Source organism: Mycobacterium neumannii (assembly GCF_048452905.1).
Classification (GTDB): Bacteria; Actinomycetota; Actinomycetes; order Mycobacteriales; family Mycobacteriaceae; genus Mycobacterium; species Mycobacterium neumannii_B.
In genome coordinates this window covers 1,266,387-1,281,985 of record NZ_JBCGVF010000003.1, presented here as the reverse complement: position 1 = coordinate 1,281,985, position 15,599 = coordinate 1,266,387, and the positions used below count along the sequence as shown (strand labels likewise).

Annotated in this window: 13 protein-coding genes and 1 tRNA gene; 9 read left to right on the top strand and 5 right to left on the bottom strand. The window is 67.7% G+C overall.

What is annotated here, in order from left to right; genetic code table 11:
• Window positions 1–97 precede the first annotated feature (97 nt).
• Window positions 98–232, top strand: coding sequence for a hypothetical protein (locus tag AAHH99_RS12545; protein ID WP_418768896.1), 135 nt, complete (start codon window positions 98–100; stop codon window positions 230–232).
• Window positions 229–705, top strand: a complete 477-nt coding sequence (locus AAHH99_RS12540) for a DUF5994 family protein (protein WP_418768895.1) — start codon at window positions 229–231, stop codon at window positions 703–705. Before AAHH99_RS12545 ends, AAHH99_RS12540 begins: the two co-directional genes overlap by 4 nt.
• Before the next feature lie 3 nt (window positions 706–708).
• Here AAHH99_RS12540 and selD read toward each other — a convergent pair whose 3' ends face one another.
• Window positions 709–1,716, bottom strand: coding sequence for a selenide, water dikinase SelD (gene selD / locus AAHH99_RS12535; protein WP_418769612.1), 1,008 nt, complete (start codon window positions 1,714–1,716; stop codon window positions 709–711).
• A 51-nt stretch (window positions 1,717–1,767) separates the two neighbouring features.
• Here selD and AAHH99_RS12530 point away from each other — a divergent pair.
• Window positions 1,768–1,862 (top strand) — tRNA-Sec (locus AAHH99_RS12530).
• 13 nt (window positions 1,863–1,875) lie between these two features.
• Here the strand turns inward: AAHH99_RS12530 and AAHH99_RS12525 are convergent.
• A complete protein-coding gene (locus tag AAHH99_RS12525) occupies window positions 1,876–2,397 on the bottom strand; it encodes a DUF488 family protein (protein ID WP_418768894.1) in 522 nt (173 codons plus the stop codon).
• A gap of 112 nt (window positions 2,398–2,509) precedes the next feature.
• Here AAHH99_RS12525 and selA point away from each other — a divergent pair, with 112 nt between their 5' ends.
• Both selA and AAHH99_RS12515 read left to right on the top strand, forming a co-directional pair.
• On the top strand, window positions 2,510–3,790 hold the full coding sequence (gene selA / locus AAHH99_RS12520; RefSeq protein ID WP_418768893.1) for an L-seryl-tRNA(Sec) selenium transferase: 1,281 nt from the start codon (window positions 2,510–2,512) through the stop codon (window positions 3,788–3,790).
• On the top strand, window positions 3,778–5,463 hold the full coding sequence (locus AAHH99_RS12515) for a SelB C-terminal domain-containing protein (protein WP_418768892.1): 1,686 nt from the start codon (window positions 3,778–3,780) through the stop codon (window positions 5,461–5,463). Before selA ends, AAHH99_RS12515 begins: the two co-directional genes overlap by 13 nt.
• Window positions 5,464–5,734: 271 nt before the next feature.
• Here AAHH99_RS12515 and AAHH99_RS12510 read toward each other — a convergent pair whose 3' ends face one another.
• From AAHH99_RS12510 to AAHH99_RS12500, 3 genes are all read right to left on the bottom strand, one after another.
• Entirely contained in the window at window positions 5,735–6,205 is a 471-nt protein-coding gene (locus tag AAHH99_RS12510; RefSeq protein WP_418768891.1) for a DUF1348 family protein, read from the bottom strand.
• 75 nt (window positions 6,206–6,280) lie between these two features.
• Window positions 6,281–7,798, bottom strand: a complete 1,518-nt coding sequence (locus AAHH99_RS12505) for a glycosyltransferase family 39 protein (RefSeq protein WP_418769611.1) — start codon at window positions 7,796–7,798, stop codon at window positions 6,281–6,283.
• Window positions 7,792–8,637 carry a glycoside hydrolase family 16 protein gene (locus tag AAHH99_RS12500; RefSeq protein WP_068193267.1) on the bottom strand — a complete coding sequence of 282 codons (846 nt, stop codon included), beginning with the start codon at window positions 8,635–8,637 and terminating at the stop codon, window positions 7,792–7,794. The genes AAHH99_RS12505 and AAHH99_RS12500 overlap by 7 nt, the downstream gene beginning before the upstream one ends.
• Before the next feature lie 222 nt (window positions 8,638–8,859).
• Here AAHH99_RS12500 and fdh point away from each other — a divergent pair, with 222 nt between their 5' ends.
• The 4 genes from fdh (at window position 8,860) to AAHH99_RS12480 (ending at window position 15,405) form a co-directional block, all read left to right on the top strand.
• The gene (gene fdh / locus AAHH99_RS12495; protein WP_418768890.1) at window positions 8,860–12,111 is read left to right on the top strand and encodes a formate dehydrogenase; all 3,252 of its coding nucleotides are present in this window, start codon (window positions 8,860–8,862) and stop codon (window positions 12,109–12,111) included.
• Window positions 12,108–12,998, top strand: coding sequence for a 4Fe-4S dicluster domain-containing protein (locus AAHH99_RS12490; protein WP_066845730.1), 891 nt, complete (start codon window positions 12,108–12,110; stop codon window positions 12,996–12,998). Before fdh ends, AAHH99_RS12490 begins: the two co-directional genes overlap by 4 nt.
• Window positions 12,998–13,954, top strand: coding sequence for an NrfD/PsrC family molybdoenzyme membrane anchor subunit (nrfD, locus tag AAHH99_RS12485; RefSeq protein ID WP_418768889.1), 957 nt, complete (start codon window positions 12,998–13,000; stop codon window positions 13,952–13,954). The genes AAHH99_RS12490 and nrfD overlap by 1 nt, the downstream gene beginning before the upstream one ends.
• A 101-nt stretch (window positions 13,955–14,055) precedes the next feature.
• A complete protein-coding gene (locus AAHH99_RS12480; RefSeq protein ID WP_418768888.1) occupies window positions 14,056–15,405 on the top strand; it encodes an MFS transporter in 1,350 nt (449 codons plus the stop codon).
• Window positions 15,406–15,599 lie beyond the last annotated feature (194 nt).

Below are 15,599 nucleotides of genomic sequence, written 5' to 3'. Positions count from 1 at the left end.
GTTAGCAGCCATCTTTTCCACGCGATGGAACTGCGCTTTGACACCGCGCGCCACTTTCGACATCGGCCGCAGCGGTACGTAACGAAGGACTTGCTACATGCAGTCGAATGACCTGTTTTCACACCCTCAGCAGCCCGAGTACGTCTCGAGCGAGGACCACACCAACGAACCCGTGTCGAATCCGGTGTTCTCCGACCGCTCCGAACGCGGTCCGTCCACACCCTCGGCATGAACGGCCTCACGGGGACGCGACGGCTGGCCCGCCCCGTCCGCCTCGTGCTCGCACCACAACTCGGCTCCGACATCGACGGCGCCTGGTGGCCCCACACCGGTTCGGTGGCCGGTGAACTGCCCGAGCTGATCGAAACCCTGCACAAGACGCTCGGTGAGATCATCGACATCCGGGTCAACTGGGCGGCCACCGAGGGCACGCTGGACTACAACTCGATCCTGTCGAGCACCCGGACCAAGAATCCCGCCCCCCGCCGACCGCATCGACTGATGGTCGTCGCCGGACGCTCGGCGTCGGTGAAACTCCTTGTGATACCGCATATGACGACGCCCGCACTCGGCGCGATGGTCATGCGGTGCGCGGTCGGCAAATCGAACGACGGCACACCGGAATGCGAGCAGTGGAGCGATGCCGCCGACACGGTCGTCCGCGACGCCCAATCCGACTGCGTGGCCTGGACGGCCCGGGCATAAGTCTCAGCGCACGACGATCGTGTGCTCGCCACGCGGCAGCAGTTCGCCGATCACGGGCGCGCTCGGGATCTCCCCGGCGATCAGCAGGCCACCGGAGGTCTGCGCATCGGCCAGCAACAGCGCCTCGTCCTCGTCGACGGCGGTCAGGTCGATGTGCGGCGCCACCCAGTCCAGGTTGCGCCGAGTTCCGCCGCTGACGTAGCCCTGCGCCAATGCATCTCGCGCACCGTCGATATAGGGCACTGCCGCGCTGTCGATCACCGCGGTGACGCCGCTGGCGCGAGCGAGTTTGTGCAGGTGTCCGAGTAGCCCGAAACCCGTGATGTCGGTGGCGCATTCGGCTCCGGCGTCGACGGCGGCCCGAGCGGCATCGGCGTTCAGCGTGGTCATCACCGCGATGGCCTCCGGAAACGTCTCACCCGTGTTCTTGTGCCGACTGTTGAGCACCCCGATGCCGAGCGGCTTGGTCAACGACAGGGGCACACCCGGCTTACCTGCGTCGTTGCGCAGCAACCGATTCGGATCGGCGACGCCGGTGACGGCCAACCCGTACTTCGGTTCCGGGTCGTCGACGCTGTGCCCGCCGGCCAAGTGGCAACCCGCCGCCCCGCACACATCCAGTCCGCCGCGCAACACCTCGCTGACCAACTCGAACGGCAGGACTTCGCGCGGCCAGCCCAGCAGGTTCACCGCGACGACCGGACGTCCGCCCATCGCATACACATCCGACAGCGCGTTGGTGGCGGCGATGCGGCCCCAGTCATACGGGTCGTCCACCACCGGGGTGAAGAAGTCCGTCGTCGCGATCAGCGCCAGCCCTTTGTCTGGGAAACCGCCGTCGATGCGCACCGCCGCCGCGTCGTCACCGTCGTCGAGGCTCACCAGCAGCTCGCCGACCGGATCGCGCGGCGCTGCGCCGGTCAGCCCCCGGACCACGTCCTCGAGCTCGCCGGGCGGGATCTTGCACGCGCATCCGCCGCCGTGGGCGTACTGGGTCAGTCGGTAGGTCATCTGCTCGGTCACAGCCTCCATGCTGCCTGGCATGATCGGGCGGTGGGTCAGGGAGGCGTATCCGGTCTGGTGACCGGCGCGGTCTTCAAAATCGCTGAGCGGCAGATCCTGTCGCTGGCGGGTTCGATTCCCGTCCGCCTCCGCCACCCTTTCCGGTGATCACCCGTCCCACACCACCAGGCCGTCGTCGCGGATCCGGGCCCCATCCGACGGCTCGTGCGGCACCAGCCGACCGTCGTGCATCAGGTGCTTGACCGGTACCGAGAACCGCAACACCGCGACGTCGGCGACAATCCGGCGGTGGCACCGCCACCACACCGACTCGCTGCACATCATCGCGGTGTGTTGTCGCTGCGACTGTTCCACGAGCTCGCCGATGGCGTCGTCGAACTCCTCGGTGCGCGTGTAGGCGGCGTAGGCGGCGAACTGCTTGACCCGCCACCACGGATCCTCGGGTTCGGACCCCGCCGGCAGGCTTCTGCGTCCGCCCAGTCGCTGCTCCCAGCGGTAGGCCAGCCCCGCGTCTTCGGCCCACTCGGTGATCGCGGCCATCGCGACGTCGGGGTTGTGCCGGCTGTTCGGATAGCGGCGGATGTCGATGAGCGCCTCGACCTCGGCTTCGCGCAGCAGCCGCGCGAGCTCGGACTTATCGAGCGCACCGTGGCCCACCGACGTCAACACACCACCGGTGTACCCGATCGACGCGGTTGCGCCATGATGGCTTCATGCGATTTGTGCACGTTTTGTTGCGCTGGGCGCGCCTGAAGGTGCACAAATCGCAGGGGGTGGCCCAGTGACCGATCCGCGACGACGGGTGCCGCGCACCGACGCGCTGCTCGCCGATCCACGGCTGGCCGAGGCATCGCGGGTACTGGGCCGGACACTGGTGAAAACCGTTGTGGGGCAATCGCAACAGCGCGCACGAGCCGGTGAGATCGAGCCTGAGCGGGTCGCCGACGACGCGGTCGCATCGCTACCGGCAAGCGCGGCCACCCTACGCCCGGTCATCAACGCCACCGGGGTCGTCGTGCACACCAACCTGGGTCGGGCGCCCCTGTCGAAGGCCGCGGTCGACGCGGTCGTCACCGCGAGCGGTGCCACCGACGTGGAGTTCGACCTCGAAACCGGACGCCGGGCCCGGCGCGGTCGTGGGGCGCTCGCCGCGTTGGCCCGTGCGGTTCCGACGGCCGGCGGCGTGCACGTTGTCAACAACAACGCCGCCGCGCTGCTGCTCACCGCGATGACGCTGGCACCCGGCAAGGAGATCGTCGTCAGCCGCGGCGAACTGATCGAGATCGGCGACGGCTTCCGCCTGCCCGAACTGATGGAGTCCACCGGCTCGCGCATCCGCGAGGTCGGCACCACCAACCGCACCCACCTGCGCGATTACTCCGACGCGCTCGGCCCAGACACCGGTTTCATCCTCAAGGTGCACCCGTCGAATTACTCGGTCACGGGATTCACCTCGACGGTCGGCGTGCCCGAGCTCGCCTCCCTCGACGTTCCACTCGTTGCCGACATCGGCTCCGGTCTCCTCACTCCGCATCCGTTGCTGCCCGACGAGCCCGACGCGACCACGATGCTCCGTGACGGCGCCGACGTCGTCACCGCCAGTGGGGACAAGCTGCTCGGCGGGCCCCAGGCAGGCCTGCTGTTCGGCTCGGCGGAGCTCATCGAGCGGCTGCGCCGCCATCCCGCCGCGCGGGCGCTGCGCGTCGACAAGCTGACACTGGCCGCGCTGGAGGCCACACTGGTCGGCCCGCCGCCGCCGGTCATGCAGGCGCTCGACGCCGACGTCTCCGAGTTGCGGACCCGCGCGCAGAAGCTGGCCGCCCAGCTCCCGGGAGCCGAGGCCGTCGACTGCACGGCCGCTGTCGGCGGTGGCGGCGCACCCGACGTCGCGCTGCCGAGCGCCGCGGTCAGCCTGCCGGAGTCCTACGCCGCGCCCCTGCGCACCGGCGCACCCGCGGTCGTCGGACGGCTGGAGGGCGGCCGGTGCCTGCTGGACCTGCGCACGGTGGCCCCCGACGACGACGGCCTGCTCGCGCAGGCGGTGCTGGCGTGTACGTCGTAGCGACCGCGGGCCACGTCGACCACGGCAAGTCCACGCTCGTCGAACGCCTCACCGGCATGTGGCCGGACCGGCTCGCCGAGGAGCAGCGGCGCGGCCTGACCATCGATCTCGGCTTCGCGTGGACCACGCTCGACGGGCGTGAGGTCGCGTTCGTCGACGTTCCGGGCCACGAACGGTTCGTCGCGAACATGCTCGCCGGCGTGGGCCCCGTCCCCGCCGTCATGTTCGTCGTCGCCGCGACGGAAGGCTGGATGCCGCAGTCCGACGAACACCTCGACGCGCTGAAGGCGCTTGGGGTTCGGCACCTGCTCGTCGTGATCAGCAAGGCTGACCTCGCCGAGCCCGCAGACGCGATCGGACAAGTCCGCGAGCGACTGCCCGACGTTCCGGTGGTGCTCGGCACGGATCTGGAAGCCGTTCGCAGCGCGGTGATTTCGCTTGTCGACGCGCTGCCTGCGCCCGATCGCGACGCCGACGTGCGGCTGTGGGTCGACCGGTCGTTCACCGTCCACGGCGCGGGCACGGTGGCGACGGGGACGCTGGCGGCGGGCACCTTGCGTGTCGGCGACGAGCTCGAGCACGCGGGACGACGGTTGACGATCCGCGGTCTGCAGTCGCTCGGCCAAGACCGGCGGGAGGTCGGCGCCATCGCACGGGTCGCGGTGAATGTGCGGGGTGTCGACCGCAGGCATATCGGCCGCGGCGACGCCATCCGCACGCCAGGCGCATGGCTCGACACCACCGAAATCGACGTTCGGCTAAGGAAACCCGACGAACTGCATCGGCAACTCGTGCTCCACATCGGGTCAGCCGCGGTGCCGGTGCGCGTACGACCGCTCGGCGCGGCCGGCGCACGGCTTCGGCTGATGCATCCGCTTCCGCTGCGGGTCGGTGACATCGGCTTGTTGCGTGACCCCGGCGAGCACCGCATCGCCGCGGGCGTCGAGGTGCTCGACGTGCGGCCGCCCGCGCTGCGGCGTCGCGGTGCGGCACGCGAGCGCGGTGAGGAACTGGCGACCGGGCGTGTGCGTCCGCCACCGTGTGTCCTCGTAACCGAGTTGCGCGCCATGGGCTTTGACGCCGACGGCACCCGCATCGGGAAGTGGATGGTCAACGACGACTGGTGGGATCAGCGTCGCCACCAGATGACGGCGGCGCTCAACGACTGGACAGCCGGTCACGACATCGCGGCGGGAATGCCGCTGGAAGCTCTACGCCAGCAGTCCGGTGTGCCCGCCGCCGAACTCCTGCTCGCGCTGTTGGAGGGCACCGGACTTCAGGTGGCCAACGGGATGGTGCGACGCCCTGACGCGGAGTTGCCCGCACGCGTCGATAAGGCGGTGCGAACGGTCGAGGAGTGGTTGGCGGCCGAGCCGTTTCACGCACCGGAGGCCGACGAACTCACCGACCTGAAACTGGGACCGCGCGAACTCGCGGCGGCGATCCGCGCCGGACGGCTCACCAGGATCGCCGACGGCGTCGTCCTCGGCCCTGATGCCGTCGACCGCGCCGCGAAGATCCTCGCGACGCTGCCGCAACCGTTCACCGTCGCCGCAGCCAAGCGCGCGCTCAACACCACCCGCCGGGTCGCGGTGCCGTTGCTCGAACACCTCGACGCTCGAAAGATCACCCGCCGCGACGCCGACGGCACCCGAACGCTTCTTCCGCAGTAGCGCTCAACGCCCAAGCCTCATTAGCTCCACCAGCCTCACTGGTTCTACCAGTCCCACTGGTTACTGGTGGGTTCCGCATCGCAAGTGCCCGCCTCAGAGCGAATTATTCGCTCCGAGCGAATAATTCGCTGCGAGCCGGGCAGCGTCGAAGAGCTCTCTGATGGAGACAATCACGTCGGGGGGCTCTCTGCTGGAGGCTGCTGAGGGCGACTGTGACTGCTGACTTACGCGAGCGTCCGCACGCTTCGTACTTGACCGAGCGCTCGTCCCGTCACAAGCCCAGGTCGCTCAGTCCCGGATGGTCGGCCGGCCGCGGGCCGGAGCGGTCCCAGTGGAACAACCGTTGCTCGTCGGTGATCGCGACATCGTTGATGCTGGCATGGCGCGTCTTCATCAGCCCGTCGGCGGCGAACTCCCAGTTTTCGTTGCCGTACGCCCGGAACCACCGGCCCTCGACGTCGTGGTATTCGTAGGCGAACCGGACGGCGATGCGGTCGTCGCCGTAAACCCACAGTTCCTTGATCAGTCGATACTCGAGTTCTTGCTCCCACTTGCCGGTCAGGAACTCGATGATCTCTTCGCGGCCCTGAAGAAAGGTCGATCGGTTGCGCCACCGGCTGTCCGGCGTATAGCCCTGCGCGACGCGCGCGGGGTCGCGAGTGTTCCAATTATCCTCTGCAGCACGAATTTTCGCGACAGCGGTGTCGTGAGTGAATGGCGGTACCAACGGCGGTGTGCTCATCGCGCGTCCTTCTCCGTGTATTGAAACGGGTTCACGTACAAACCGTACGCTCGGCGTGCACATTCCGACGCGCGGCTAGCGTTCCGCCCTGATCACCTGCGCCAAACTGAACTGCCACCGCTCGACCAGTCGGAAACCCATGTCGTGGCTGACCGCGAACGCCCGTGTTCCGCCGAAAAGAGGGCCGGGGGGAATCGCCACCCCCTCTTCGTGTTCGGGGGCACCCGGGTCGGCCTGCGTGATGATCCAGACGACGCCGCAGTGTTCGAGCGGTCCGACCGAGGCCTCGGGGATCAGGTTGGTGTCGAACACGTGGCGGCGGTCCGCGGCGCGTTGCCACAGGCTGACGTCGACGAGGCCGGCGTAGGCGTCGGGACGTGCGGCCATCAGCGGTCGCATCGGCGCGGGATGGAAGGTGACGGTGTCGTTGACCAACAAGCAGTCACCCGCGCCGGCCTCCGCGGAGATCAGGTCGGCCACTTGGCTGTAGTCCATGTCGTACTTCGCGTACGGACCACGTTGCACGGCAATGAAAGTGGGGGCCGCAACCAAGGCGAACACCACCACGACCGCCGTCGCCACCCACGGGGAACGCGCCACCGCGATGATGCAGGCGCCCAGCAGCAGCGCCATGGCCGGAGCGGTGAAGCACAGATACCTCGGGGTGTAGAGCGGTTCGCGCACCGCCGAGTACGCAACGATCAGCGCCGTCGGGATCACCAGCCACGCGACGGCCAACACGACGGCTTCCCGTTCCCCGACAGCCGGACGCCTCGCGAGGACCCACACCCCGATCGCCGCAAGTACCACGACCGCGGACAGCGCCGCGAAATACGGGTTCCGATCGAAATACTGTTGTACGGCAATGTCTTCGAACGTGCGCGAGCCGATCGGCGTGATCCAGCTGATCTGCTGGGCCTGCGAGGCGACCATCGCGACGAATGGCGCCATCACCGCGGCGCTCACACCCGATGTGACCGCAAACGGCAGCACCACCGCCCGGCGCCGCCGGAACGCGAGCACGAACACCGCATGCGCGGGGACCAGCAGCGCCAGGTAGACGTCGAACAGGATCGACACGGCCAGCAAGGCGCCGTAAGCCCCCCAGATCCACCGGGATTCACGTCCGGCGGCCCACACCAGCACCACGGCAAGCCAGACCGCGAACATCATCGTCAGCGCATACGGGCGCGCCTCGATACCCGCCCACGTCGCCCGGGGCAGGATCGCGCAGATGACGCCGGCCGTGAGCCCAACCGCCCGCGACGACAGCTGCCGACCCAGCACCACCACACCAGCCGCGGCGGCCCCGACGGCCAGGCCGCTGGGCACCCGTGACCAGAACTCGGTCGGCGGCACGATGGTGAACCAGCCGTGCATCAGCACGTAGTACAGGCCATGTACGGCGTCGACGTCGCCGAGCATCTGCCACAACGCAGACAGCGACCGGCTGTAGGACGCCGAGATCGTCGCGGCTTCGTCGTACCAGAACGACGGTTGTCCAGCGTCCGCGAGGCTCACCGCGGCACCGAGAATGCCGACCAGCAACGGTTCCAGCCGCGCGAGCCGACCGCGGGCGGCGACGTCTACCAGACGCGGATCCAGTCGATGAGCATGGCCGACGGGTAGGGCGCCTGACGCGGATCCCCGCCGCCCGAACCGCCGACCGCGAGGTTGAAGATGGCCTGCAGCCAGTAGCCGGGGATACCGAACGGCCACCGCAGGTCACCAGGCCGGCCGTGGACCGGGATCGGGTTGTTGTTAACCGTGAAGTACGGCTCGGCGCCGTCGACGTAGTCGCGCCAGAAGCTGAACCCCTCCTCGCCCCAGTGCACTCGCCAGTTGTGCCAGGCAGGGTCGACCAGCCCGGGAATGGACTTCCCCTTCCAGGTCCGGCCGTTGGACGCGGCGTGCACGGTGGTCCCCGGTGGCCAGTCACCGTTGCCGTAGTACTCCAAAACGTCGACCTCGCCGTCCGGCAGCGGGTCCTGGTTGAGCAACCAGTAGGCGGGCCAAAGACCCGGGTGCATGCAGTCCAACTTGATGCGCGCTTCCCAGGTGGTGCCGATCTGGCCGCGGAAGTGGCTGAGCACCTTGCCGCTGAAGTACTGGTCGCCTTCCTGGGTGGCGCACAGCACGAGGTTGGAGTTGCCGTCGATGAACACGTTGCGGCGGTCGTCGCGGTAGTGGCCCGCGATCGGCGGGTTCACCGGGTCGTCCCAGCTCTGGATGATCCACTTCGACCGGTCGGGCGCCGATCCGGCCGGACCGTCGAATTCGTCCTGGAAGAGGTAGGTTCCGGCCGCCGCGTCCGGTGGTGGTTGCGACGGCGGAGACGGCCGAACCGGCGAGGCGTTGGCCAGCGGCGAAGGGATAGCGGCCGCGCCCAGGGCGGCGGCTCCGGTCATCATCATCAGGGTGCGACGGTCGATTTCGGCCACAGCAGCACCATAGAGGGTGCAAACCTTGATCGGGTCGGGTTCCGACCACCGTGGCGCCTACAGCAGTCGTCCGACGACCACGGCCGTTCGCGTCGCACCCCGTGTGACTAGGCGCAACGCCGAGATAAGCCCGGTTCGTAGCAACCGCAGTCCGCACGCGGTTTGATGGGAGCAACGTCGGGTAATGGGCCTTCGAGGCCTGAAGGAGGCGCAGTGGACATCAAGGGGTTGTTCCAGTCGTGGCCGGTGTACCGGCAGCTCACGGGCCAGGACCCGTTGGGGCGCGGCCACGCCGCCCTGTCGAAGCGCTCGATCGAGTTGGCCCCCCGAACTGTCGAAGCCGACCGGGTCGCGCACTCCGTATGCCCGTACTGCGCGGTCGGCTGCGCGCAGAAGGTCTACGTCAAGGACGAGAAGGTCATCCAGATCGAGGGCAACCCCGACAGCCCGGTTTCACGAGGCCGCTTGTGCCCCAAGGGATCTGCGAGTAAGCAGCTCGTCACCGGTCCGCAACGGTTGACCAAGGCGCGCTACCGACCGCCGTACGCCACCGAGTGGCAGGAGATCGACCTTGACACCGCGATGGACATGGTCGCCGACCGGGTGCTCGACGCGCGCGACAAGGGTTGGCAGCAGTTCGACGCCGACCGCAACACGCTGCGCCGGACCATGGGCATCGCGAGCCTCGGCGGCGCGACGCTGGATAACGAAGAGAACTACCTGATCAAGAAGCTCTTCACCGCCTTGGGCGCGCTACAGATCGAGAACCAGGCGCGTATTTGACACAGCGCCACGGTTCCCGGTCTGGGAGCCTCCTTCGGTCGCGGCGGGGCGACGGACTACCAGCAAGACCTCGCCAATTCGGACTTCATCGTGATCATGGGTTCGAACATGGCCGAAGCCCATCCGGTCGGGTTCCAGTGGGTGGTCGAGGCCAAGGCGCGCGGCGCGAAGGTCGTGCACATCGATCCGCGGTTCACCCGCACCAGCGCGCTGGCCGACCGGCATCTCACGCTGCGGGCGGGCAGTGACATCGCCTTCCTCGGCGGGGTCATCAACTACATCCTGAGCAACGACCTCGACTTCCGCGAGTACGTCACCGCCTACACCAACGCCTCGTTCCTCGTCGACGAGCGATTCCAGGACGCCGAGGACCTCAACGGGTTGTTCTCCGGTTACGACGACGAATCGGCCTCCTACGACCCGTCGACGTGGCAGTACCAGCGGACCGATCGCGAAGGCGGCGGGTCCGGGGCCAAAGAGCAGGCCGCACCGGACCAGCAGGGGTCCGGCGGCGCACCCATCGACGACACCGCGCACCGGATCCCCAGCGATCCGACGCTTCAGCACCCGCGCTGCGTCTTCCAGATCCTGAAACGGCATTACGCCCGCTACACCCCGGAGATGGTGGAGCGCGTCTGCGGCGTGTCCGCAGAGGATTTCCTCGACGTCGCGCGGGCGTGGGCCGAGAACTCCGGCCGCGAGCGCACTGCCGCGCTGGTGTACAGCGTCGGGTGGACCCAGCACACGCTCGGAGCGCAGTTCATCCGCGCCGGGTCGATCATCCAACTGCTGCTGGGCAACATCGGCCGCCCAGGCGGCGGAGTGTTCGCACTCCGCGGGCACGCCAGCATCCAGGGCTCGACCGACCTGCCGACGCTGTTCAACCTGTTGCCCGGCTACCTCGCGATGCCGCACGCCGGTCAAGAGACGCTCGCGCAGTACGTCGACGACATCCGCGGCGACAACCAGAAAGGCTTCTGGCACAACGCCGATACCTACATGGTGTCGCTGCTCAAGGAGTACTGGGGCGAAAACGCCACCGCCGACAACGACTTCTGCTTCGACTATCTGCCCCGCATCAACGGCGACCACGGCACCTACCGCACGGTGATGGACATGGTTGACGGCAACGTGTTCGGGTACTTCCTGCTGGGACAGAACCCCGCGGTCGGGTCTGCGCATGGCCGACTGCAGCGCCTCGGCATGGCCAACCTGGACTGGCTGGTGGTGCGCGACCTCGTCGAAATCGAAAGCGCGACATTCTGGCAGAACGCGCCGGAGATCGAGACCGGCGAGATCGACCCGCAGACCTGCCGCACCGAGGTGTTCTTGTTCCCCGCGGCTTCGCACGTCGAGAAGTCCGGCACATTCACCCAGACGCAGCGCAAGCTGCAATGGCGCGAACAAGCGGTCGAACCGTCCGGCGACGCCCGCTCCGAGCTGTGGTTCTTCTACCACCTGGGCCGGATTCTGCGCGAAAAGCTGGCCGGCTCAACCGATGAACGGGACCGGCCGGTGCTGGACCTGTCGTGGGACTACAAGCTGGACGGTGACGAGCCGTCAGCCGACGACGTGCTCCGGCGCATCAGCGGCGTGGATCTGACGACCGATCGGGCCGTCGACGGCTACACCTCGCTGAAGGCCGACGGCTCCACGCTGTGTGGCTGTTGGATCTACAGCGGCGTGTACGCCGACGAGGTCAACCAGGCGGCGCGGCGCGAGCCACACGACGACTCCCAATGGGGTTGGGCGTGGCCGATGAACCGCCGCGTGCTCTACAACCGCGCGTCGGCCGATCCGCAGGGCAGGCCGTGGAGTGAGCGCAAGAAGCTGGTCTGGTGGGACGCCGAAAAGAGGGAGTGGACCGGTAACGACGTCCCGGATTTCGAGAAGAACAAGCCGCCGGACTACGAACCACCCTCTGAGGCAGTCGGTGTCGAGGCGCTGCGCGGCGACGACGCGTTCGTCATGCAGGCCGACGGCAAGGGTTGGCTGTTCGCGCCCAACGGTGTGCTCGACGGACCGTTGCCGACGCACTACGAACCGCACGAGTCGCCGATGGCCAATGCGCTCTACCAGCAGCAGGGCAACCCGGCGCGAAAGGTGTACGGGCGCGCGGACAACCCGTCGAACCCATCGCCGCCGGAACTGCACGGCGAGGTGTTCCCCTTCGTCTTCACCGCCGCACGGTTGACCGAGCATCACACGGCGGGCGGGATGAGCCGCCAGCTGCCGTATCTGAGCGAGCTGCAGCCGGGCTTGTTCGTCGAGGTGTCACCGGAACTGGCGGCCGAACGCGGTCTGACGCATATGGAATGGGCGCACGTGGTGACCAGTCGCTCGGCGGTCGACGCGCGGGTGTTCGTGACCGATCGGATGCGACCGCTGCGGGTCGAGGACCGGGTGGTGCATCAGGTCTGGATGCCGTACCACTGGGGCAGCGTCGGGTTGATCGACGGCGACGTCGTCAACGACCTGCTCGGGGTGGTGGCCGATCCGAACGTGTTCATCCAGGAGAGCAAGGTCGCGACGTGTGACATCCAGCCGGGGCGGCGGCCGCGGGGCCCGGCGCTGCTTCAGTACATCGCGATGTACCGCGAGCGTGCCCGCATCACTCCCGAGACCGGTACCAACCTGGACACCACCGAGCCGTCGGAAGACCACACCGAGGAGCAGTCATGAGCCACAACAGCTTCTACGGTCCTCTCGACGACGTCGCCGCCGACGCGGGTTACGACGAGCATCCGCCGAGGATGGGCTTTTTCACCGATACCTCGGTGTGTATCGGCTGCAAGGCGTGCGAGGTCGCGTGCAAGGAGTGGAACGAGGTACCTGACAGCGGTTACAACCTCCTGGGCATGTCCTTCGACAACACCGGTGAGCTGGGCGCGAATTCGTGGCGGCACGTCGCGTTCATCGAGCAACCGTCACAGGAACGCGTGGACCTCGGCATCCCCGGATTCGAGCGCCCCGGCGACACGATGAGCGCCGAGACCCGCCAGGACTTCCGTTGGTTGATGAGCAGCGACGTCTGCAAGCACTGCACCCACGCCGGGTGTCTGGATGTGTGCCCGACGGGCGCGCTGTTCCGCACTGAGTTCGCTACCGTCGTTGTGCAGCAGGACATTTGCAACGGCTGCGGTTACTGCGTGTCGGGCTGCCCGTACGGGGTGATCGAGCGGCGCGAGGGCGACGGCCGGGCTTGGAAGTGCACGCTGTGCTACGACCGTCTGCGTGACGGGTTGGAGCCGGCCTGCGCGAAGGCGTGCCCGACGGACTCCATACAGTTCGGTGTGCTCGACGAGCTGCGGGAGCGAGCCGCGTTGCGCGTCAACGAGTTACACGAACGCGGCGTCACCGAGGCGCGGCTGTACGGCGAGGACCCCAACGACGGCGTCGGCGGTGACGGCGCGTTCTTCCTCCTGCTCGACGAACCCGAGGTGTACGGGCTGCCGCCGGATCCTGTGGTGCCGACACGCGACATGGGCGCGATGTGGCGCTACGCGGGGATGGCGGCGTCGGCGATGATCGGTATCGCCGTGTCCTCGTTCTTCGGACGGCGCAGCTGATGCCTCGCGAACAACTCGCTGTGCCGAAGGCCGAATTCCGTTCCTACTACGGCAAGCAGATCCTCAAGACCCCGGTGTGGGACTGGAGGATTGCTGCGTACCTGTTCTGCGGCGGGCTGTCCGGCGGCGCGGCGATGCTCGCCGCGGGAGCGGACCTGACGGGGCGGACCGAGCTGCGCAAGGTCACCCGAATCGGTTCGCTGGTCAGCGTTTTGGCGAGCCTGTACTTCCTGATCGCCGACCTCGGGCGACCGGAGCGCTTCCACCACATGCTGCGGGTGGCCAAGCCCAGCTCTCCGATGAGCATGGGCACCTGGATCCTGTCGGCGTACGGTCCGGGATCGGGCGTGATCGCGGTGGCCGAGCTGATGCCGCGTCGGCTGCGCAGGACAGCGTTGGGCCGGCTGGTGGAGCGGGCGGCGCGACCGGCCGGGCTGTGGGCGGCGGGAACGGCGTCGGGGGTGGCGTCGTACACGGCAGTTCTGTTGTCGCAGACGGCGGTTCCGGCCTGGAGGGAGGCTCACCCGTATCTGCCGTTCGTGTTCACGGGTTCGGCGGCGGCCAGCGGCGCCGGGCTGGGGATGTTGTTGGCGCCCTACGACGAGACCGGCCCGGCCCGGCGCATGGCGGTACTGGGCGCGGGCATGGAGGTGGGGGCGTCGCGGCTGATGGAGCGGCGGATGGGTGTGGAAGGCGAGGCGTACACCACGGGGCGGCCGCACCGGTTGCGTCAGGCGTCGGAGGTGCTGACCGTCGGAGGAGCCGTCGGCGCTCTGCTCGGGCGTAACCGAGCGACAATCGTCGCGTCGGGAGCGGCCCTGCTCGCGGGCAGTGCGCTGCAGCGGTTCGGGGTGTTCGAGGCCGGTGTGGCGTCGACACGCGACCCGAAGTACGTCGTGGTTCCGCAGCGAGAGCGGGTGGATGCCCGCGAGCGCCTACGCACGAGAATGCACTGAGGGCTGTTCGCGACCGGCCACGACCCTGAGTGCAATCTCGCCCATAGGACCACGAACAACATCCATCCGACCGCTTGCTCCGTCGGATACCGTGTCCGTCCATGACCGTACCGACCACCGAAGCGCAGCCGCCGCGGTCGACTCCTGCGCAGACCCGGCGGGCGATTTGGAACACGATCCGCGGCTCGTCGGGCAACCTCGTCGAGTGGTACGACGTCTATATCTACACGGTGTTCGCCTCGTACTTCGAAGCGCAGTTCTTCGACGAGTCCGAGAAGAACTCGACGGTGTACGTCTACGCGATCTTCGCGGTGACCTTCGTGATGCGGCCGGTCGGGTCGTGGTTCTTCGGGCGGTTCGCGGACCGGCGGGGCCGACGCGCCGCGTTGACGGTCAGTGTGTCGCTGATGGCGTTCTGTTCCATGGTGATCGCGCTGGTGCCGTCGCAGGCGACCATCGGGGTCGCCGCGCCGATCGTCCTGGTGCTCGCGCGCCTTGTGCAGGGATTCGCGACCGGGGGCGAGTACGGGACGTCGGCGACGTATATGTCCGAGGCCGCGACACGAGAACGTCGCGGGTTCTTCTCGAGCTTCCAGTACGTCACGCTGGTGGGCGGGCATGTACTGGCGCAGTTCACGCTGCTCGTGCTCGATGCGTTCCTCAGCGAGGACCAGCTGCGCGACTTCGGCTGGCGCATCGGTTTCGCGATCGGTGGCGTCGCCGCGGTCGTCGTCTTCTGGCTGCGCCGCACCATGGACGAGTCGCTCAGCGAGGACGTCATCGAGGCGACGAAAGCCGGCGAGGACAAGGGCGCCGGCTCGATGCGCGAGCTGTTCACCCGTTACTGGAGACCGCTGCTGCTGTGCTTCCTGATCACCATGGGCGGCACCGTCGCGTTCTACACCTACAGCGTCAACGCCCCGGCGATCGTGAAGACGGCCTACAAGGGCGAGGGTATGACGGGCACATGGATCAACCTGATCGGCCTGATCTTCCTGATGCTGTTGCAGCCGGTCGGCGGAATGATCAGCGACAAGGTCGGGCGCAAACCGTTGCTGTTGTGGTTCGGTTGCGGCGGGCTGGTCTACACCTACATCCTCATCACCTACCTGCCCGAAACCCGTTCGCCGCTCACCTCTTTCCTGCTGGTAGCGGTTGGGTACGTCATCCTCACCGGCTACACCTCGATCAACGCGTTGGTGAAGTCCGAGCTGTTCCCCGTGCATGTTCGCGCGCTCGGCGTCGGTGTGGGATACGCGTTGGCCAACTCGATGTTCGGCGGTACGGCGCCGTTGATCTACCAGGCGCTCAAGGAGCGCGACCAGGTGCCGCTGTTCATTGGATACGTGACTGTGTGCATCGCGATCTCGCTTGTCGTCTACCTGTTCTTCCTGAAGAACAAGTCCGAGACGTTCCTGGACCGCGAGCGCGGCGCCGCGTTCGTCCGGTAATCACTGCTCTTCATAGCCCGTATGGATTCGACTGCGCACCAGGCTGTTTGGCTGGTTCAGTTCACCTGTGGTGGTGGTTGGGGTTGGAAGGGTTCGTACCAGCGCCATTGGGCGTGTTCGCCGAGGGGTCCGGGGCAGGGCGCGACGTCGGGTGGGGGTTGGGTGGGTGTGCGTGCCAGGGATCCGGGGTGGAG